This is a genomic window from Sphingomonas sp. BRN-1R (assembly GCF_057748035.1).
On the sequence record NZ_CM173236.1, the window covers coordinates 3,143,229 to 3,163,019 of the forward strand.

The following is a 19,791-nucleotide window of genomic DNA, read 5'->3' on the forward strand; positions in this document are numbered from 1 at the left end:
TTGTGAGGGCAGCCGCTCAGACTGTGGGCACATCGCGCAATTCGGGAAACAGGCGCTCGATCTCGGCTTGCAGATCGTCCGAGCCCTCGATCAGGCCATAATGGTCGAGCAGCGCTTTCACCATCCGCGCGCGGTGCGGCCCGATGCCGGGCAGCGCCTCCAGCCCCGGCAGGTCCGGGTCGGCCAGCCGGTCGGCGAGATCGCCGAGCGTGCGGTATCCCGCCGCGACCAGGCAGCGCCGCAGCCCGAGCGGCAACACCGATCGGCCGACCGGCAGATCGCGCTCGCCCGCGTGCGGCATAGCCGAGCGCAGCCGCGTCGCCGCGCCCTTCTCGCGTTTCAGCGCGCGGCGGATGTGGCCGAGCTGCGCCGACGACAACCCCAAGCGCCGCCCCACGTCGCGATAGGAGAGACCCTGTGCGCGCAGCTCGCGCGCCTGCGCCAGGTTCGCCGCCGCCTGATCGGCGCGGCTCAGCATCCCCGCGCCTTCCGCCTGTCAGTCCGCATGCCACCCCTGAAACTCCGCGCGCCATGCCCGGACCGCCGCCGGCACCGAAGCCGAAAGTCGATGGCCACGCAACCAAGTCGGCGATCAGGCTTTGAGCCATGACCGGGCTTGGTTCGACGAATCGCGTGCGCATGCCCGAAAACGCTGGAGTCCGTCGATGTTGATCCGTGCCGGTTTCGAAATCGCCTTCTCCGCCGACGTGCCCACGCCGATGATCGCGATGCTGAACCTCCACCCGTCACGTCTCGCCGACCTCAGGACGGAGCACCGCATCGCCGCCGACCGCGCGGTGGCGATGACGGATCATCAGGACGGCTTCGGCAACATCTGCACGCGGCTGGTCGTGCCGGCAGGTGGCGTCACCTTGTCGTGCGATTTCGTCGTGGCGGACACGGGCGAGCCCGATCGGCAAGCGCCCGGCGCCGAACGGCACAGCCCGGACACGCTGCCCGTCGAGGTGCTGCCGTATCTGCTCGGCAGCCGCTATTGCGACACGGACCGCCTCTCGGACATCGCCTGGTCGCTGTTCGGCGGGATCGAACCGGGCTGGCGCTGCGTCCAGGCGATCGTCGACTTCACCCACGCGCACCTCACCTACGGCTATCAGCACGCCCGCGCGACGCGGACCGCGTGGGAGGCGCATCAGGAGCGCGTCGGCGTGTGCCGCGATTTCGCGCACCTCGCCGTGGCTCTGTGCCGGTGCATGAACATCCCCGCGCGCTATTGCAGCGGCTATCTCGGCGATATCGGTATCCCGCCGGTCGACGTCGCGATGGATTTCCACGCCTGGTTCGAAGTGTATCTCGGCGGGGCGTGGCACAGTTTCGATGCGCGGCACCGTGTTCCCCGGATCGGGCGCGTCCTGATGGCGCGCGGGCGCGACGCCGCCGACGTGGCGCTTACCACCACCTTCGGCCCGGTGCGGCTGACCAGCTTCAAGGTGCATACCGACGAGATCACCGCGCCGGTGTGGCACAGCGGCACACTCCCCCTCGCCGCCTGACGCGGGTACGGATCAGGCGGTCCGGCTCTCCGCCTGACGCTGCGTGACGGTGGCGACGCGGTTGCGGCCGTCCCGCTTGGCGCGCAGCAACGCAGCGTCGGCCGCATGCACGATCCGTTCGGCCGGGCATTGCTCGGGCCAGCTCGCGACACCGATCGAGACCGTGATCGGGCCAAGCTCGCGCCCTTCGTGACGCACCCGCAGCGCGCCGATCGCGAGGCGGAGATCTTCGGATCGTGCCATCGCACCGAGCGCACCGAGCCCCGGCATCAGCAGCAGGAACTCCTCGCCACCGAAGCGGAACGCGCAATCGTCCGGCCGGATCGCCTGCTTGAGCGCCGCGCCCACCGCGCGCAGCACCGCATCGCCGGCATCATGGCCATGCTCGTCGTTGAAATGTTTGAAGTGATCGACGTCGATCATCGCGCAACTGATCGGCGCGTTGGTCTTGACCGATTGCGCCAGCCGCTCCTCCAGCACCGCGTCGAGCTGCCGCCGGTTCGACAGGCCGGTGAGCGGGTCCGCCATGGCCAGCGTGCGCAGGGCGTCGCGCAGCAGCAGATTGTCGAGCGCGAGGCCGATATTCTCGGCAAGCGTCTTCAGATAGGTGCGGTCGGGCTCGCCGCCCTGCACCCCGGGCCGCCGCTCCAGGTACAGCAGGCCGAGCGTGCCCTTCTGCCCGGTCAGCGGCAGGCAGATGCTGTCGACCAGTTCCGCACCATCCTGCGCGACATGCCCGCACGGCACGTCGATATGCGTACCGGCGGGCCGATGCTGGCGGCTGCGGCGCAGACCCCAGCAGGCCATGGGCGGGAACGTGTCGCGCGAATGCACCGGCCCGAGCCAGTCGCACGCCGCCGCCATCGCGTTGCGTTCCGCATCGAGCAGGTAGAGCCGCCCGGCGAACTCGGGCGCGACTTCGGGCGCGAAGCGTTCGATTACCCCGGTCAGATCGGGAACGGTGTCGCACCGCTGCATGCGCTGCGTCATCCGCGACAGCAGATCGCGGATCGCGCGGTCGGCATCGCGCTCCTGCTCCAGCCGCTGGCGCATGATGCCGTTGTCGCGGAAGATGCGCAGCGCCTGCGCCATGTCGCCGATCTCGTCGACCTGCGCATAGTTGGGCGGTTCGGCCGCGTAATCCTGCGCGGCGAGCCGGGTGACGACATCGCTCAGCCGCACGACCGGGCGCAGCACGCGCTGACGGAACACGAAGAACAGCACGCACAGGAACACTAGTCCGGTCAGCACGAGCATGGCTTCGGACACCCCGCGCCACGTCCGCGATGCCGCCACCGCGGTCTGCAAGCTGGCGGCGGTGCGCTCGTCGATCTGCTCCTGGAAGCGTTCCACGCTGGTCTGGATGCGATCGAGTTCGCGCGCATATTCGGGCGAGAACAGGATCGCGACCGCGCCGTGCCGGTCGCCGCGTGCGGCGGCGGCGATCCCCGCCGTCTGTTCGTCGCGCAGCGCATCCGCCCAGTGCAGCGTCTCGTGCAGGACGCGCAGCTCGTCGGGGGTGGCGCCCGCATCGCGGATCGCGGCGGTGCGCGCCTCGACCGATCGCAGCACCGCGACCTCGCGGCGATAGGCGATCACGTCGGCAGGGCTGCCGCTGATCGCATATTGGCGGGCGAGGTTGCTGAGCTGCGCGACGTCCTCGTCCACCGTCGAAGTCGCCTGATCGAGCGCATCACGCTCGCCGAGCGCGACCCGCTCCCGGTCCTGCGCGACGGAGGCGAGCAGCATCGTGCTGCCCGCGGCGAGGGTAAGCGCCACGGTGATGCCGTAAGCCCAGTTGGTGATCGTCGCGAGCCGCATGCCTTCTTATAGCGCGCGCCGCGTTCCAAACGGTTAACGCGCGGGCAGGATGTCCGGGCGGGGCATCCGCTCCGCCCGGACCGCCGATCAGAAGCGGTAGCCGATCGTGCCCTGCACGGTGCGGCGATTGCCGTACCAGCACCATGCGTAGTCGAGGTAGCAGGTGGTCAGATACTTCTTGTCGAACACGTTCTGCGCGTTGACCGCGAGCGTCAGCCCTTCAAGACGCGGCGACAGCTTACCGAGATCGTAGCGCGCGAGGGCGTCGAACAGCGTATAGCCGGGCGTGCTGACCAGCGAGGTGCTGCTCGCCGAGACGCTGTCGACCTGACGCACCGCGCCGCCGATCGCGAAGCCCGCAAGCGCACCGTCATGCGGCGCCCATTCGAGGTTGAACGACGTACCCCCGCGCCCGACGCCGAGGATGCCGTAGCCGATCGTCGCGGGATTGGCGGTGTCCTTCACCGTGCGCACCTTCTGGCGGCTGAACGCGAGACGCGCGTTGAAGTCGTGCGGCAACGGCGCGTTCGCCTCGATCTCGAAACCCTCCGAACGCACCTCGCCGCCCTGCACGCCCGAGAAGGTGATCGGGTTGTAGGTGACGACATTGGTCTGGTTGATGTGGAACCATGCGCCGGTGAGCAGGATCTTGGTGCCCGGCACGGTATATTTCGCGCCGAGTTCAAGCTGCTTGCCGAGCGACGGCCGCGCCACGCCCAGCGTTCCGTCCGACCGCGTGACGATCCCGCTCTGCGGCTCGAACGAGGTCGAATAGCTGGCATAGGGCGCCAGACCGAACGACGTGGTGTACAGCGCGCCGGCGCGGTAGGTGAAGCGATCCGACTTTTCGGGAACCGCCGAGGCGCTGGCGCGGCTCTCCGCCCAGTCCTGCCGTCCGCTCAGCAGCACGCGCAGCCCGCCCCAGGAAATCTGGTCCTGCGCGTAGATGCCGGTCTGCTTCTGGCGCGGCGACTGCGTACCGACGCCGAAGTTGGCGGGCACCGTCTCCGGTCCGTCCGGCACCACCGTCGTCCCGTACACCGGCGCGAACCCGTTGAGCGAGGTCGCGCCGCCGAATGCCGACGCCTCATACGCCTTGCCGAACTGGTGATCAACGCCGAACAGCACGTCGTGCTTGAGCACGCCCGTATTGAAACTGCCGCGCACCTGATTGTCGAACACCCAGCCGCTGCCGGTCTCACGCGTCGCGTAAGATGCGCGGCTGTAGGTTCGCCCGCTCGGATCGGACGCGTCGAGTGGGCCAGCGGCATAGACGATACCGAGCCGCGAGGTGGCGTGCTGATAACGGCCGGCAGCGCGGAAGCTCCAGCCCGAGCCGAAATCATGGTTGAGGATATAGGTACCCGCGACCTGTTCGCGGCGGAAGTAATTGCCGTCCTCGCCGAAGTCGCGGCTGGTCGGGAGTTTGCCATTGGGATTGTCGAGGAACGTGCCCGACGCCGGGAACACGCCATAGCTGCCGTTCTGCGGATCGTGCGAATAAGCGCCGAGCAAGGTCAGCGTGGTGGCATGGCCGGAGCCGAGCGTCACCGCGCCCGAGATCGTCTCGCGTTCGCGCGCGCTGAAGGTCTGCTGCGTGTGCGCGCCGTTGACGCTGCCATAGACGCGCCACAGCACGCCGCCGGTCTTGCCGCCGATGTCGCCGTCGACACGGTAGAGATCATAGGTGCCGTAGGTCGCCGACGCCGCGCCGTACAGGGCCTCATCGAGCGGCAGCTTGCTCGACAGCGCGACGAGGCCGCCCGGCCCCGACTGGCCGTACAGCGCCGACGCCGGACCCTTGACCACCTCAATCCGGTCGAGCCGCGACATGTCGACCTGCGAGGCGAGATACCCCGCACCCTGCGCCACCTTCAGCCCATCGAGGAACTGCGGCGCGTCGAACCCGCGCAGCTTGAACTGGTCGTACACCTCGGCGCTCGATCCGCGCTGTTCGGTGGTGACGCCCGCCACAAAGCGCAGCGCCTGGTTAAGATTGGCGATGCCGAGATCGGCGATGTCAGCGGAGCTGATGACGCTGATCGACTGCGGCGTCTCGGCGATCGGCGCGGCGTTCTTGGTGCCGGCGGAGGATTCGCTGCGCGGCCGCTCGCCCTGTACGACGATCGTCTCGTCGTCGGTGGGCGCGTCCGCCGCCATCGCGGGGGTGCCATAGGCCGCCGTACCGAGCAGCATCGCGGCGAAAATCTCACGCTTCATCAACAGTCCCTTTTGCTTTCTGCGGCGACTCTTGGCCTATTTGCGATCGCTTATCAATAGCAGCATAATCGAAACCGCATGGCGGGCGTGTCTTCCGACACCGTTCCCGCATCGCCCCGGGCGTGGCATGATGCCGCTACCAGCGAGGAGATTCGACATGACCGGCCCCGACAGCAACGCCGGCGGCGCCAGCGCGACCGAGACGGGCGCGGGTCGCTTCCAGGTCCGGATCGAGGCCGGCGACGCGGTGTTGCTCGCCGACGAGCCCGTAGCGGCTGGCGGGCTCGGCAGCGGGCCTAACCCCTATGAACTGCTGTGTGCCGCACTCGCCGCCTGCACGACGATGACGCTGCGGCTTTATGCCGAGCAGAAGGGCTGGCCGGTCGCGGCGATCCGCACGCAGGTCGGCCATCGTCGCGAGCCCGGTCGCACCCCGCCCGACCTGTTCGTCCGCCACATCGCGCTGCCCGACGGGCTCGACGCAGCGCAGCGCGCGCGGCTGGTCGAGATTGCGGACCGTTGCCCGGTACATCGCACGCTGACCGGCGGCGCCCGCGTCGAAACGCTGGCCGACGCCGCGCCGCCGCCGTGCGAGGCGGCCGATACCCACACGATCGACATGGCCGCGCTGATCGCGGTCGGCCGCCGCTCCTACGACTTCACCGAACGCTGATCGCCGTATGACAATTGCCGGCGGAACCGCTTTACGGTAAGTGCCGGCCAAGAGTCGGGGGACGATATGGCATCTATAGCACCAGTCCGCGATCCGGTTTCATCGGAACGCAGGTTCTTCTTCGTCATAGCGATCGCTTTCGCCGTAACGGTCGGAATCGGATTTTCGCTCGGTTACTTGCGCTTGCAGCAGCCCGCGGTCACGTTGCCGATCCAGATCCACTTGCATGCGGTCGTGTTCGTGTGCTGGGTCGGCTTCTACCTGCTCCAGAACGGATTGGTCGCGAAGGGCGCGGTGTCGATCCACCGGCAGATCGGCTGGATCGGCGGTGTCCTCGCGGCGGCGATGGTGGTGCTGGGGCTGGTGGTGACGGTGATGTGCCTGCGGCGTGGCGCGGTGCCGTTCTTCTTCGCGCCCGGCGTGTTCCTGCTGATCGACGGCGTCGCGGTGATCGTGTTCGGCGCGCTGGTCGCGGTGGCGGTGCGGATGCGCAACCGGCCCGACTGGCATAAACGGCTGATGCTGGCGGCGATGTCGGTGGTGATCGCTCCCGCGCTCGGCCGCATCCTGCCGATGCCGCTGTTCGGGTTCTGGGCGCCGGTCGCGGTCTATGTCGCGGCAACGCTCTACCTCGTCGCGGGCATGGTGTTCGACGCCCGCGCGCGCGGCTCAATCCACCCCGCCTATTGGTGGGGCGCGGGCGCGCAGACGCTGATCGTGCTGGTCACGATGATCGGCGGCAACAACGCGGCGGGCGCGGCGCTGGCGGAGTGGATCGCGCGCGGCTGAGCCTCAGCCCGCGTCGCGGACGCGCTCGTGGTGGCGAATCACCTCGTCGATGATAAAGCGCAGGAATTTCTCGCTGAAATCCGGGTCGAGATCAGCCTGTTTGGCAAGGCCACGCAGCCGCGCGATCTGCGCTTCCTCGCGGCCCGGATCGGCGGGCGGCAGCCCGGCGGTCGCCTTATGACGGCCCACCGCCTGCGTCACCTTGAACCGCTCGGCGAGCAGGAACACGAGTGCCGCGTCGATATTGTCGATGCTCTGGCGATAGCCTGCCAGCGTCCCGTCGGTCATCACAGCCCTCCAAACGCAAACCGCGCGCCTTTTGCGCACCGAGCCCGCGCCACGCAAGCCTAATGCGGGCTTGCCTTTGCGCGATAGTCCCGCCACATCGCGGGGGAGATGAGCGCCACGATCCACCGCCTCGAACCCCGTCCCGCGCCATCGCTCGATCCGATGGTGGCGCTGATCGCCGCCGACCTCGAACAGGTCAACGCCGTCATCCTCGATCGCATGCGCTCGGATATCCCGCTGATCCCGACGCTTGCCGGCCATCTCATCGCCGGCGGCGGCAAGCGGATGCGCCCGATGCTGACATTGGCGAGCGCACGGCTGATCGGGTACGATGGCACGCATCACCATGCTCTGGCGGCCGCTGTCGAGTTCATCCACACCGCAACGCTCCTCCACGACGATGTGGTCGACGGCTCCGATCTCCGGCGCGGCAAGCGCACCGCCAACCTGATCTGGGGCAATCCGGCCAGCGTGCTGGTCGGCGATTTCCTGTTCAGCCGCTCGTTCGAACTGATGGTCGAGGCGGGCAGCCTCAAGGTGCTCAAGATCCTGTCGAGCGCGAGCGCGATCATCGCCGAGGGCGAGGTCAACCAGCTTACCGCCGCGCGCCGGATCGACACGCCCGAGGATCGCTACCTCGACATCATCGTCGCCAAGACCGCCGCGCTGTTCGCCGCCGCCTGCCGGATCGCGGCGGTGGTGGCGGAGCGGAGCGAAGCGGAGGAAGCCGCGCTGGATGCTTATGGCCGCAACCTCGGCGTCGCGTTCCAGCTCGTCGACGATGCGATCGACTATGTGTCCGACGCCGATACGATGGGCAAGGACAGCGGCGACGATTTCCGCGAGGGCAAGGCCACCCTGCCCGTCATCCTCGCCTATGCGCGCGGCGACGAGGCCGACCGCACGTTCTGGAAGGCCGCGATCGAAGGCCATCGCAACCGCGACGAGGATTTCGCCCACGCGTTGCAACTGGTCCGCAGCACCCGCGCGATCGACGACACGCTCGCGCGCGCACGCCATTATGGTCAGCGCGCGATCGACGCGTTGGCGATCTTCCCGGGCGGCGCGGCCAAGGATGCGATGATCGAAGCCGTTGAGTTCGCGATCGCCCGCGCGTTCTGAACGCTACGCCACCCCGGGCGACCCGGGGCGAACCGCTCAGTGCAGCACGGCGTCGCCGGCGAGCGTGAAGATGAACTCGGTCCCGCCCGCCGCGCGGCTTTCCGCCCACAGCTTGCCGCCGTGCGCTTCGACGATGGTGCGGCAGATCGGCAGGCCAAGGCCAGTGCCGTCCGGCTTGGTGGTGCGGAACGGTTCGAACAGATTGTCGACCATTTCCTCGGGCAAGCCGCGCCCGTTGTCGCCTATCGTCACCGTGATGGTGTCGTCGCCCGAGAGAATGCGCACGTCGACCACGCGCTTGTCCTGCCCCGCAGTCGCCTCCACCGCGTTGAGCAGGAGATTAACGAGCACCTGCTCGATCTGGAGCCGGTCGACCGCAACCCGTGGGCCGCGCGCGTCCTGATCGAAGACCAGTTCCGCGCCTGCCGCGACCGGCCGATCGCGCACGTTGCTCCACGCGGTCTCGACGATCTCGTTGAGATCGCCGACGGTACGCGTGATCTCGCCGCTAATCGTGAAGTCGCGCATCTTGCGGATGATCTTGCCCGCGCGCAGGCTCGCATCGGTCAGTTGCGCGAGGTGTTCGCCCGCCATCTCGTTGGCATCGGGGATGTTGGAGGACAGCAGCATCCGCGCCGTCGCCGCATAATTGGCGATGGCGGTGAGGGGCTGGTTAAGCTCGTGCGCCAGCGTCGAGGCCATCGCCCCCATCGCGCTCAGCCGTGAGATGCTCAGCAGCTTCTCGCTCGCCGCCTGCGCCGCCGCCCGCGCCTCGTGCAGCAGCGTCACGTCGAGCGTCATGCCGATCACGCGGCGACGGTTGTTCGATCCGTCGTATCGACCGACCACGCGCAGCCAGCGGGTGGGCTGCTCGGGCGTGCCGGTGCGCAGCGTGACGTCGAGCAGCCCGCGCGTGGTGACGGCCCGGCGCATCGCGACGCCGAAGTGCGCGAGATCGCTCGGGACGATCTCATGCGACAACCCGCCGACCGGCATCTCGCCAGTCATCAGATCGACGGTTTCGTCCTCCCCGAAGGCGCGCACGATCCGCGCCGTCTCGACGTCATATTCCCAAGCGTTGGCGCCCGCCGCCTCCTGCGACAGCCGCAGCCTTGTGTTGGCGTCAACCGCCTCGGCCTGCGCGATCTCAAGCGCCAGCTTGGCTTCGGAGACCTGCACCCGCAGCCGCCGCTCGCTCATCCGCTCATGCGCGAGCGCTGCGAACACCAGCATGGTGGCAGTGGTGACGCTGATGAACAGCAGCATCAGCAGCGTCGCGTCGGTATGGCTATGCTTGAAAATGCCGACGCCGAGCGAAATGCCCGCGAAAGCCTCGACACTGATGACGAGCATCGCCGCGGTCACGCCACGCATCCGGAACGCGATCGCCGCCCAGATCAGCGGCGGATAGATCGCCCAGGAGATCGGCTCGGCATCGCGTCCGAGCAAGATCGGGTAGCCGACCGCAGCTGTAGTCAGCAGCATCGCGACGAAGTGCATCCAGTCGTGCCCGTCCCAGCGATCGCGCGCGTCCGCCCAGGCGAGCACCAGCGGCAGCGTCAGCATCGCGCCGGTCAGATGCCGCACGCTGCGGTTGAACAGATCGATCGGCAAGGAGACCCCATGCAGATCGCCATGCAGCGCGATTGGCACGCTGACGCACGCCGCCATCAACGCCGAACACACCAATGCACCGAGGATGATCGGCAGCGCGTGCTCGGCACGCACTGGCAGCGCGACGCGCCCGACCAGTCGCTCGACCACCACCGCGCCGATCACCGGCCCGATCGTGAGACCAAGCGCGATGACGATCTGAAGCAGCAGGTTCGGCAGCCCCAGGACCAGCGCCGCAGCGAGCGCGGAGATCGGCACCGCCGGCCACATTCGCTTGCCCCACAACAGCAGACCCGCCATCGCAATGCCGGTAAACGGCATGATCGGCGGCATCGATCCGGAGTGATTGAGCGCAAAGCCGAGCAGGAACGCGCCGAAACAGCCGAGCGTCAGGCAGGCGAAATGCATCCACCAGCGCCCACCGGCGCTTTCCGTGCGCCACGGAAAGGCTAAGCTGTGCGATGCCTCCATCGTAACGATTGCTGCGCGCAACGCGAGCGAATCGCAACTCCGTAAAACTACGGTCGCGGTGTGTTGTCTCCGTCGCGGACGAAGACGACGCTGCGTGCAGGCACCGTAACCGCCGGTTCGGCGAAGACGACGGGATCGGCGGTCCGGTTGAACAGCACGCTCACGCCCGTCAGCCGCATCGCGATCACGCCACTTGCCGGGTCGTTCCAGTTCTCGACCTCGTAGCCGCCGCCATCGGGCCGCAGCCACGCCACGTCGCCTTCGGTCAGCAGGGCCGGATCGGCAAGTGCCGGGCACGCCGCACGCACCGTCGCGAGGCCAGCGACGAACGCCTCCAGCTCGGTGTCGCGGTTCGCCCAGTCGAGCCAGGTGATCGCATTGTCCTGGCAATAGGCGTTGTTGTTGCCGCGCTGACTCCGCCCGAATTCGTCGCCGGCGGTGAGCATGATCGTGCCGCGCGTGGCGAATACGGTCGCGAGCAGCGCGCGCGTGTCCTGCCGCCGCGCGGCGCGGACGGCAGGATCGTCGCTCGGCCCCTCGACGCCGTGGTTCCAGGAGAAATTGGGTTCGTGCCCGTCGCGATTGGCCTCGCCGTTGGCTTCGTTGTGCTTGCTCTCGTAAGCAACGATATCGGCAAGGGTGAAGCCGTCATGCGCGGCGACTGCGCTGACGCTGCGGGTCGCGCCGGCGAACAGGTCGGACGAACCGGCGACGCGGGTGACGAAATCGCCGATCCGCCCCGCGTCGCCGCGCCAGAACCGCCGCACGTCGTCGCGGTAGCGGTCGTTCCATTCGAGCCAGTGCGCCGGGAAATTGCCAAGCTGATAGCCGCCCGGACCGACATCCCACGGCTCGGCGATCATCACGCGGTCGCCCAGCACCGGGTCGGCCGCCATCGCGTCGAGCAGCGGCGCGTGGCGGTCGAACCCGCTTGCCGTGCGCGCCAGCACGGTCGCGAGATCGAAGCGGAAGCCGTCGATACCGGCGTTCACGACGAAGTGCCGCAGCGTATCGAGGATCAGCCGCTGCACGGGCGCGCGCTCGCACGCCAGCGTGTTGCCGCAGCCGGTATCGTTGATGAGCATGCCGTCGGCCATGCGGAAGTAGCTGGCGCCATCCACGCCGCGCAGCGACAGCGTGCCGCCCTGCGCGTCGCTCTCGCCGCTGTGGTTGAACACCATGTCGAGGATCACGCCGATCCCCGCCGCATGCAGCTTCGCCACAGCATCGGCAAGCTCGGCCGTGCCGCCGGGCGCGAGACGCGGGTCGAGCGCCATGAACGGCACACTGTTATAGCCCCAGCCGTTGCGCAGCCACAAAGGCGGCAGGTGGCGCTCGTCGATCCACGCCGCAATCGGCATCAGCTCGACCGCACTGACGCCGATCGCCTTCAGGTGCGCGATCACCGCCGGATGGCCGAGCGCGGCGATCGTGCCGCGTTGCGCCTCCGGCACGTCGGGGTGGAGCATGGTGAAGGCGCGCACCGCGACTTCGTAGATCAGCCCGCCGTTCGCGAAACGCGGTGGCTCGCGGAAAGCGGGTTCGGGCAACGTGGTGACGATGCCCTTGGGCACCAGCGCGGCGGTGTCCACACCCCGCTCGCCCAGCCGTGGATCCTGCACGAACGCCCGGTCGATCGCGAGCGCATACGGATCGACCAGCAGCTTCGACGGGTCGAACCAGTGCCCCGCCGCCGGATCATATGGTCCGTCGATCCGGTAGCCGTAGCGCGTGCCGGGCTCGACGCCTTCGATAAAGGCGTGGTGCCAGCCGCCCTGCCCGATCCGCAGCCGCGCGCGGGCGATCTCGGCATCTTCCGTATCGAACAGCACCACGTCGATCGTCTCGGCATGTTCGGACCAGATCGTGAAGTGCGTGCCGTCTTCTTGCGGCCACGCGCCGGGCGGAAAGGGCGGCTCCATCAGGTGACGACGTCGGGAGCGGTGCGGCCGGTGTGCCGCGCGATCCCCGCCACCGCCTCGGCCGCCGCGATCAGCGGCGCGAGCGCGTCCGGCGTTTCGGCGGCGAGATCGCCGTCGGCGGGTTCGTAGCGTTCGATGTAGACGCGCAGCGTCGCGCCCGAGGTGCCGGTGCCCGACAAGCGGAACACCACCCGCGATCCGCCTTCGAAGCCGATGCGCACGCCCTGCTTCGCGCTGACCGAACCGTCGACCGGATCGGTATAGGCGAAATCGTCCGCGCTCGCGACGTTGAGGCCGGCCACGTCGCTGCCCGGCAGCGTGGCGAGCTTGCCGCGCAGCTCCGCCATCAGCGCGTCGGCGCTGGCGGTGTCGATCGCTTCGTAATCATGCCGCGCGTAGTAGTTGCGGCCATAGGTCGCCCAATGCGCCTGTGCGATGGCGGCGACGCTCTCGCCGCGCTTGGCAAGGATGTTGAGCCACAACAGCACCGCCCACAGCCCGTCCTTCTCGCGGACGTGATCCGAGCCGGTGCCCGCGCTCTCCTCGCCGCAGATCGTCGCCATGCCGGCGTCGAGCAGATTGCCGAAGAACTTCCACCCCGTAGGCGTCTCGAACAGCGGGATGCCGAGCTTCTCCGCCACCCGATCGGCAGCGCCGCTGGTCGGCATCGAGCGGGCGATACCCGTCAGCCCCGCCGCATAGCCGGGCGCGAGCTGCGCGTTCGCCGCCAGCATCGCCAGCGAATCCGAGGGCGTAACGAAGATATGCTTGCCGATGATGAGGTTGCGATCGCCGTCGCCGTCCGACGCCGCGCCGAAATCGGGCGCATCGGGGGCCATCATCCGCTCGTACAGATCGTGCGCGTGGACGAGATTGGGGTCGGGGTGATGCCCGCCGAAATCGGGCAGCGGCTCGCCGTTGAAGATCGCGTCCTCGCCCGCGCCAAGCCGGCGGCCGATGATCTCCAGCGCATACGGCCCGGTGACGGCGCTCATCGCGTCGAACACAACGCGGAAGCCCCCGCCGATCAACGCGCGGATCGCGTCGAAATCGAACAGCGTCTCCATCAGCGCGGCGTAATCGGCGACCGAGTCGATCACCTGCACCGACATGCCCGCGACGAAGCTCTCGCCGATCACGTCAATATCGACATCGGGTGCGGTGACGGTCTTGTACGCGTCGATCGCCTTGGTGCGCGCGTAGATCGCGTCAGTGACGCTTTCGGGCGCGGGGCCGCCGTTGCCGATATTGTACTTGATGCCGAAATCCTCGGTCGGGCCGCCGGGATTGTGGCTGGCCGAGAGGATGATGCCGCCGAACGCCTGATATTTGCGGATCACGTTGCTCGCCGCCGGGGTCGACAGGATGCCGCCCCGCCCGACCAGCACACGGCCGAAGCCGTTCGCCGCCGCCATGCGCAGCACGACCTGGATCACCTCACGGTTGTAGAACCGCCCGTCGCCGCCGACCACCAGCGTCTGGCCCTCGAACCCGTCGAGGCTGTCGAAGATCGCCTGGACGAAATTCTCGATATAATTGGGCTGCTGGAAATGCGGCACCTTCTTGCGAAGTCCGGACGTGCCGGGCTTCTGGTCCTGATAGGGCGTCGTCGGCACGGTTTCGATCATGCTGGCGTCCGTTCTTGGAGGAGCGACTGGTACAAAGCCGCATAGCGCGCCGCGCTCTGCCGCCAAGAGAAATCCGCATCCATTCCGGCGCGCTGCATCGCCGCCCATGTCTCGCGCTGCTCGAACAGCGCGACCGTGCGGTGAATGCCCGATCGCAGCGCCTCCTGCGTGCCCGGATCATGCACCACGCCGGTCGCTACGCCCGCCGCGACCGCCGCCTGATTGGCGTCGATCACCGTATCGCCGAGACCGCCGGTATGCGCGACAACCGGCACACAGCCGTAGCGCAGCGCATAGAGCTGGGTCAGTCCACACGGCTCGAACCGCGAGGGCACCAGCATCGCATCGGCGCCGGCCTGGATGACGTGCGACAAAGGCTCATCGAAGCCGGTCGATACACCGACCTTGCCACGATGCCGCTCGGCCGCATCCCGGAACGCCGCCTCGATCGCGCGGTCGCCCGAGCCGAGCACGACCAGCCGCCCGCCCATCGCCACCAGCTCGTCAACGGTGGCTGCGAGGATATCCAGCCCCTTCTGCCACGTCAGCCGGCTGACTACCGCGAACAGCGGCCCCTCGCCCGCCGCGATGCCGAACCGCGCCTCGACCGTTTCGCGGTTGCGCCGCCGCTCCGCAAGGTTCGACACGTCGTAATGCGCCGGCAGCGCGGGATCGGTCGCCGGGTTCCACTCGGCGATGTCGATGCCGTTGAGGATGCCGTGCAGCCGCCCGCGCCGCGCGGCGAGCAGCCCGTCGAGCCCCATGCCGTGCGTGGGCGTCAGGATCTCGTCGGCATAGGCAGGGCTGACCGTAGTGATCGCGTCGGCGTAGAACAGACCGGCCTTCAGGTAGCCGACCCCGCCGTAATATTCGACGCCATCGACCGCGAAGGCACTCTGCGGCAACCCCAGCGCAGGGAATAGCGCGGCGTCGATACCGCCCTGGAAGGCGAGGTTGTGGATCGTCATCACCGCCGGCAGGCGGCCGCGCGGGCCGTGGCGCAGATAGGCGAGCGTCAGAGCCGCCTGCCAGTCGTGCGCGTGGACGATGTCGGGGCGAAGGTCCGCCACCGCCCCGCCCGCGACGCTGGCCGCCACCGCCGACAGCGCGGCGAAGCGCCGCCAATTGTCGTCCCATTCACCGCCGCCCGCATCGCTGTAGATGCCGCCGGCACGCTGGAAATGCGCCGGTGCATCGACTACCAGCAGCCGCGTCTCGCCGACCTGCGCGCGCAGCAGCCGCGCGGGCGCGCCGAACAGGTCGGGATAGTCCGCCACCACCTCGGCGTCGCCCAAGGCGGCGAGGACGGCGGGATAGCCGGGCAGCACCGTCGTCACCGTGACGCCATAGGACGACAGCGCGGCCGGCAGCGCGCCGACCACATCGGCGAGACCCCCGGTCTTGATGAACGGGTGCATTTCGGAGGCGACGGCAAGAACGTGCATGCGCGTCAGCCGAGCCGGTCGATCATCGGCTGGGTGATGAGCACGACGCCGCTCTCGGTACGCCGGAAGCGCTCCGCATCGGCGACCGGATCTTCGCCGACGATCAGCCCGGGCGGGATCTTGACGTGCGAATCGACCACCACCTTGCAGAGCTGCGCGCCGCGGCCGATCTCGCAATAGGGCATCACCACCGCCTCGGTGATGGTCGAGTAGCTGTGCGCGCGCACGCCGGTGAAGATCAGGCTCTTGTGTAACGCCGACCCCGAGATGATGCAGCCGCCCGCCACCAGCGAGGAGATCGCGCTGCCGCGCCGCCCGTCGAAATCGTGGACGAACTTGGCGGGCGGGTTGATCTCCGAATAGGTCCACAGCGGCCAGGCGCGATCGTAGATGTCGAGCTGCGGGATGACGTCGGTGAGGTCGATATTCGCCTCCCAATACGCATCGATCGTGCCGACATCGCGCCAATAGGCCTTCTGCTCCAGCTCCGATCGCACGCAGCTTGCCGCGAAACGATGCGCCACCGCTTTGCCATGCTCGACGATATAGGGGATGATGTCGCCGCCGAAATCGTGCTGGGACTGCGGGTTGGCGGCATCGCGCCGCAGCAGATCGGCGAGGAACTGCGTGCGGAACACGTAGATGCCCATCGAGGCGAGCGCGAGGTCAGGCTGGGCGGGGATGCCCGGCGGGTCCTTGGGCTTCTCCACGAAGGCGATGATGCGGTCCGCCTCATCGACATGCATCACGCCGAACGCGACCGCATCCGCGCGTGGCACCTCGAGACAGCCGACCGTCACGTCGGCGCCTGAATCGACGTGCTGTTGCAGCATCAATTCATAGTCCATCTTATAGACGTGATCGCCCGCGAGAATGACCATGAACTCCGGCGCGTAATTCTCGATCACGTCGAGGTTCTGGTACACCGCGTCCGCCGTGCCCGAATACCAGCCATATTCCTCCATCCGCTGGCTGGCGGGGAGGATATCGAAGCTCTCGTTGCGTTCGGGGCGGAAGAAGTTCCAGCCGCGTTGCAGGTGGCGGATCAGCGAATGCGCCTTGTACTGCGTCGCCACGCCGATGCGGCGGATGCCCGAATTGAGCGCGTTCGACAGCGCGAAATCGATGATCCGCGCCTTGCCGCCGAAATAGACCGCCGGCTTCGCGCGCACGTCGGTCAACTCCCACAAGCGACTGCCGCGCCCGCCGGCCAACACATACGCCATTGCGTCGCGTGCGAGCGGTGCGCCTCTCCTCTCGACCATGCCTGCTTCCTCCCGTTATCTGCTATGTTCGAACATGCTGGTGGCGCGCGGCGGGATCGCGACGACGCCCGCGCCGCCCTCCGCCGCCGTGATGCCGCCGAAAGTGCCTGTGCCGCTGCCCCCATGGCCATGCCCATCGGTAGAGAGGATGCCGTGTCGCACACCCGCAACGGGTAGCGTTATCCGGCACCCCGTCAACGGGCGGGGCATGAGATTGGCGGCTTGCATCGGCGCCTCGCGGAGCGCGGGGTGCTGCGGCACGTCGCGCGCGAACGCCTCGACCGTCTCCGCTCCGGCCACGAAGCAGCGCGCGACACCAGCCGCACTGTCACGATCCACGCGGAGCACCGCGAACGGATTGCGATGCGTACCCGCGACGATCGCTTCCGCTTCGCCGGGCTTCAACGCGCACTCCTTCTCACTGAAAGCCGGCTATGGCAGGACGCCCCAAATCTCGCTGGCATATTGCCGGATAGTACGATCGGAGGAGAACCAGCCAACTCGCGCTGTGTTCCGTATCGTTTTTGAATACCATGCATTTTGGTCCGCCCACAGCGTGTCCACCTGGCGCTGCGCTGCGTGGTAAGCGTCGAAATCCGCCGCCACCATGAACCAGTCCTTGTCGTAGATGCCGCCGATCAGATCGCGGTAACGATCGCGGTCGTCGGGCGAGAACACGCCCGAGGCGATCGCCGACAATGCCTGGCTCAGTTCGCGCGAGCCCTCGATCACCGCGCGCGGATTGTAGCCGCCCGCGCGCTTGGCCTGCACCTCGTCGGCGGTGAGGCCGAAGATCATGATGTTCTGGTCGCCGACATGATCCTTGATCTCGATGTTGGCGCCGTCGAGCGTGCCGATCGTCAGCGCGCCGTTCAGAGCGAACTTCATGTTGCCAGTGCCCGACGCTTCCATGCCTGCGGTCGAAATCTGTTCGGACAGGTCGGCGGCGGGCATCATCACCTCGGCGATCGACACGTTATAGTTCGGCACGAACACGACCTTGAGCAGCCCCTGCACCGCCGGATCGTGGTTGATGACGCGCGCAACATCGTTGGCCAGTTTGATGATGAGCTTGGCATTGTGGTAGCTCGGCGCGGCCTTGCCGCCGAACAGCTTCACGCGCGGCTGCCAGTTCTTCTCGGGATGCGAGCGGATCTGGTCGTACAGCGCCACCGCCTCGACAATGTTCAGCAACTGGCGCTTGTATTCGTGGATGCGCTTGATCTGGATGTCGAACAACGCGGTCGGGTCGATCTTCAGCCCCATCCGCTCGCGCAGCAGGTTGGAGAGCGCAGTCTTCTTGGCGAGCTTCACCGCCTTGAACTTCGCCTGGAAGTCGGCATCGTCGGCGAAGGTGTCGAGCGCGGTGAGCTTCTCGGTATCGTCGAGAAAGGCATCGCCGATCGTCTCGCGCAGCAAGCCGGTCAGTTCGGGATTGCACTGTTGCAGCCAGCGGCGCGGGGTGACGCCGTTGGTCTTGTTGTTGATCCGATCGGGGAACATGCGGTGCAGATCGGCGAACACGGTCTGCTTCATCAGCTCGGTATGCAGCGCCGCCACGCCGTTGACGCTGTGCGACCCGGCAAAGGCGAGGTTCGCCATGCGCACGCGCCGCTCGCCGGTCTCGTCGATCAGCGAGATCGCGGCGATGGCGCGGTCGTCCATGCCCTTCTCGCGCCGCGCCTGGATCAGCAGCTTGGCGTTGATCGCATAGACGAGCTGCATGTGGCGCGGCAGCAGCCGCTCGAACAGCGGCACCGGCCACGTCTCCAGCGCCTCGGGCAGCAATGTGTGATTGGTGTAGCCGAAGGTCGGCTGGGTCACCGCCCATGCCTCGTCGAACGACAGGTCCATTTCGTCGATCAGGATGCGCATCATCTCGGCGATCGACACCGCCGGGTGCGTATCGTTGAGCTGGATTGCCGCCTTTTCGGGCAGCGTGCGGATGTCGCCGAAATACTGGATGTGCCGCCGCACGATGTCCTGAAGCGATGCGGAGGAGAAGAAATACTCCTGCCGCAGCCGCAATTCCTGCCCGGCGATGTGCGAGTCGGCCGGATACAGCACGCGCGCGAGGCTGTCGGCCTTGTTGCTCTCCGCCAACGCGCCGATGTGGTCGCCCGCGTTGAAGCGGTCGAGCAGGATCGGGTCGATCGGCGTCGCGGTCCACAGCCGCAGCGTGTTGACGCGCTCGGCCCGCCAGCCGACCACGGGCGTGTCGTAAGCCGTGGCGATCAGCCGCTCGCCCGGCTTCCACACGCGAGCATCGTCGCCGCTGCCGTCGGCGCGCGCCGGTTCGACCGAGCCGCCGAAGCCGATTTCATAGCTCGCCTCGCGCCGCTCAAACTCCCACGGATTGCCATGCGCGAGCCACGTCTCGGGCAATTCGACCTGCCAGCCGTCGTGGATCTCCTGCCGGAACATGCCGTTCACATAGCGGATGCCATAGCCATAGGCAGGCACGTCGACCGTCGCCATCGATTCCATGAAGCACGCCGCCAGTCGGCCGAGACCGCCGTTGCCGAGCGCCGCGTCGGGCTCCAGCTCGCGGATGAGATCGAGCTCGACGCCGAGCGAGGACAGCGCCTGCCGCATCGAATCCATCAGGCCCATGTTCGACACGGCATCGCGCATCAGCCGGCCGATCAGGAACTCGAGACTGAGGTAATAGACGCGCTTGCCGCCTTCCTCGTAGGTTTCCTGCGTCGACTGGATCCAGCGGTCGATGATGCGGTCGCGGATCACGTTGATGACCGCCGCCAGCCAGTCGTGCGGCTTGGCGGCGACCGCGTTCTTGCCGATCCGGTAGGTCAGCCGCTCGACGATCTCGGCGGCGAGCGTGTCCGGGTCGGTGGCGCGCGGCGCCGGCTTGGGGAGCGTAGGAGCGGCCTTGATCATCGAACTGCCTCTGAGAAAAACCCGGTTTGAGCCTATCGCGGCGGACCCGCTTTGTAGAGGGCAAATCCGCCCGCGATCCTAACAATATAGCGGTAAAACGGACGCAATCCGCCGCCTCCGCCGA

15 protein-coding genes are annotated in these 19,791 nt (G+C 67.7%); 4 read left to right on the top strand and 11 right to left on the bottom strand.

What is annotated here, in order from left to right:
• Window positions 1-16 precede the first annotated feature (16 nt).
• Window positions 17-478 (bottom strand): hypothetical protein, encoded by a 462-nt coding sequence (locus AC3ANX_RS14690; RefSeq protein ID WP_488334004.1) that lies wholly within the window; start codon window positions 476-478, stop codon window positions 17-19.
• Window positions 479-665: 187 nt separating this feature from the next.
• On the opposite strand from AC3ANX_RS14690, the gene AC3ANX_RS14695 reads away from it, so the two are divergent.
• Window positions 666-1,511 (top strand): transglutaminase-like domain-containing protein, encoded by an 846-nt coding sequence (locus AC3ANX_RS14695; RefSeq protein WP_488334005.1) that lies wholly within the window; start codon window positions 666-668, stop codon window positions 1,509-1,511.
• Between the two features lie 12 nt (window positions 1,512-1,523).
• On the opposite strand, the gene AC3ANX_RS14700 is transcribed toward AC3ANX_RS14695, so the two are convergent.
• Window positions 1,524-3,332: a diguanylate cyclase gene (locus AC3ANX_RS14700; RefSeq protein ID WP_488334006.1), complete on the bottom strand. Its 1,809-nt coding sequence runs from the start codon at window positions 3,330-3,332 to the stop codon at window positions 1,524-1,526.
• A gap of 87 nt (window positions 3,333-3,419) precedes the next feature.
• Window positions 3,420-5,552 (bottom strand): TonB-dependent siderophore receptor, encoded by a 2,133-nt coding sequence (locus AC3ANX_RS14705; RefSeq protein WP_488334007.1) that lies wholly within the window; start codon window positions 5,550-5,552, stop codon window positions 3,420-3,422.
• Window positions 5,553-5,709: 157 nt separating this feature from the next.
• Here AC3ANX_RS14705 and AC3ANX_RS14710 point away from each other — a divergent pair, with 157 nt between their 5' ends.
• Both AC3ANX_RS14710 and AC3ANX_RS14715 read left to right on the top strand, forming a co-directional pair.
• On the top strand, window positions 5,710-6,225 hold the full coding sequence (locus AC3ANX_RS14710; protein ID WP_488334008.1) for an OsmC family protein: 516 nt from the start codon (window positions 5,710-5,712) through the stop codon (window positions 6,223-6,225).
• Window positions 6,226-6,408: 183 nt separating this feature from the next.
• The gene (locus tag AC3ANX_RS14715) at window positions 6,409-7,014 is read left to right on the top strand and encodes a hypothetical protein (RefSeq protein ID WP_488334009.1); all 606 of its coding nucleotides are present in this window, start codon (window positions 6,409-6,411) and stop codon (window positions 7,012-7,014) included.
• A gap of 3 nt (window positions 7,015-7,017) precedes the next feature.
• On the opposite strand, the gene AC3ANX_RS14720 is transcribed toward AC3ANX_RS14715, so the two are convergent.
• Entirely contained in the window at window positions 7,018-7,302 is a 285-nt protein-coding gene (locus tag AC3ANX_RS14720) for a chorismate mutase (protein ID WP_069204420.1), read from the bottom strand.
• A gap of 108 nt (window positions 7,303-7,410) precedes the next feature.
• Between AC3ANX_RS14720 and AC3ANX_RS14725 the strand changes: the two genes are divergently transcribed.
• Window positions 7,411-8,424 carry a polyprenyl synthetase family protein gene (locus AC3ANX_RS14725; protein WP_488334010.1) on the top strand — a complete coding sequence of 338 codons (1,014 nt, stop codon included), beginning with the start codon at window positions 7,411-7,413 and terminating at the stop codon, window positions 8,422-8,424.
• Between the two features lie 36 nt (window positions 8,425-8,460).
• Here AC3ANX_RS14725 and AC3ANX_RS14730 read toward each other — a convergent pair whose 3' ends face one another.
• The 7 genes from AC3ANX_RS14730 to AC3ANX_RS14760 all read right to left on the bottom strand — a co-directional run bounded on the left by AC3ANX_RS14730 (window position 8,461) and on the right by AC3ANX_RS14760 (window position 19,667).
• Window positions 8,461-10,446: an ATP-binding protein gene (locus tag AC3ANX_RS14730; protein ID WP_488334011.1), complete on the bottom strand. Its 1,986-nt coding sequence runs from the start codon at window positions 10,444-10,446 to the stop codon at window positions 8,461-8,463.
• A gap of 110 nt (window positions 10,447-10,556) precedes the next feature.
• Window positions 10,557-12,431, bottom strand: coding sequence for a glycogen debranching protein GlgX (gene glgX / locus AC3ANX_RS14735; protein ID WP_488334012.1), 1,875 nt, complete (start codon window positions 12,429-12,431; stop codon window positions 10,557-10,559).
• Window positions 12,431-14,059, bottom strand: a complete 1,629-nt coding sequence (locus tag AC3ANX_RS14740; RefSeq protein ID WP_488334013.1) for an alpha-D-glucose phosphate-specific phosphoglucomutase — start codon at window positions 14,057-14,059, stop codon at window positions 12,431-12,433. Before AC3ANX_RS14740 ends, glgX begins: the two co-directional genes overlap by 1 nt.
• Complete coding sequence (gene glgA / locus AC3ANX_RS14745; RefSeq protein WP_488334014.1) at window positions 14,056-15,504, bottom strand: glycogen synthase GlgA; 1,449 nt, start codon at window positions 15,502-15,504, stop codon at window positions 14,056-14,058. Before glgA ends, AC3ANX_RS14740 begins: the two co-directional genes overlap by 4 nt.
• Window positions 15,505-15,509: 5 nt before the next feature.
• On the bottom strand, window positions 15,510-16,769 hold the full coding sequence (gene glgC / locus AC3ANX_RS14750; RefSeq protein ID WP_488334015.1) for a glucose-1-phosphate adenylyltransferase: 1,260 nt from the start codon (window positions 16,767-16,769) through the stop codon (window positions 15,510-15,512).
• Between the two features lie 15 nt (window positions 16,770-16,784).
• The gene (locus AC3ANX_RS14755; protein WP_488334016.1) at window positions 16,785-17,174 is read right to left on the bottom strand and encodes an alpha amylase C-terminal domain-containing protein; all 390 of its coding nucleotides are present in this window, start codon (window positions 17,172-17,174) and stop codon (window positions 16,785-16,787) included.
• Window positions 17,175-17,201: 27 nt separating this feature from the next.
• Window positions 17,202-19,667, bottom strand: a complete 2,466-nt coding sequence (locus AC3ANX_RS14760) for a glycogen/starch/alpha-glucan phosphorylase (protein ID WP_488334017.1) — start codon at window positions 19,665-19,667, stop codon at window positions 17,202-17,204.
• Between the last annotated feature and the right edge of the window lie 124 nt (window positions 19,668-19,791).

Excerpts from the sequence above, each read along its gene's own strand:
- AC3ANX_RS14690 (WP_488334004.1), bottom strand. The coding sequence starts at position 478 with ATGCTGAGCCGCGCCGATCAGGCGGCGGCGAACCTGGCGCAGGCGCGC.
- AC3ANX_RS14695 (WP_488334005.1), top strand. The coding sequence starts at position 666 with ATGTTGATCCGTGCCGGTTTCGAAATCGCCTTCTCCGCCGACGTGCCC.
- AC3ANX_RS14700 (WP_488334006.1), bottom strand. The coding sequence starts at position 3,332 with ATGCGGCTCGCGACGATCACCAACTGGGCTTACGGCATCACCGTGGCG.
- AC3ANX_RS14705 (WP_488334007.1), bottom strand. The coding sequence starts at position 5,552 with ATGAAGCGTGAGATTTTCGCCGCGATGCTGCTCGGTACGGCGGCCTAT.
- AC3ANX_RS14710 (WP_488334008.1), top strand. The coding sequence starts at position 5,710 with ATGACCGGCCCCGACAGCAACGCCGGCGGCGCCAGCGCGACCGAGACG.
- AC3ANX_RS14720 (WP_069204420.1), bottom strand. The coding sequence starts at position 7,302 with ATGACCGACGGGACGCTGGCAGGCTATCGCCAGAGCATCGACAATATC.
- AC3ANX_RS14725 (WP_488334010.1), top strand. The coding sequence starts at position 7,411 with ATGAGCGCCACGATCCACCGCCTCGAACCCCGTCCCGCGCCATCGCTC.
- AC3ANX_RS14730 (WP_488334011.1), bottom strand. The coding sequence starts at position 10,446 with ATGCATTTCGCCTGCCTGACGCTCGGCTGTTTCGGCGCGTTCCTGCTC.
- glgX (WP_488334012.1), bottom strand. The coding sequence starts at position 12,431 with ATGGAGCCGCCCTTTCCGCCCGGCGCGTGGCCGCAAGAAGACGGCACG.
- AC3ANX_RS14740 (WP_488334013.1), bottom strand. The coding sequence starts at position 14,059 with ATGATCGAAACCGTGCCGACGACGCCCTATCAGGACCAGAAGCCCGGC.
- glgA (WP_488334014.1), bottom strand. The coding sequence starts at position 15,504 with ATGCACGTTCTTGCCGTCGCCTCCGAAATGCACCCGTTCATCAAGACC.
- glgC (WP_488334015.1), bottom strand. The coding sequence starts at position 16,769 with ATGGTCGAGAGGAGAGGCGCACCGCTCGCACGCGACGCAATGGCGTAT.
- AC3ANX_RS14760 (WP_488334017.1), bottom strand. The coding sequence starts at position 19,667 with ATGATCAAGGCCGCTCCTACGCTCCCCAAGCCGGCGCCGCGCGCCACC.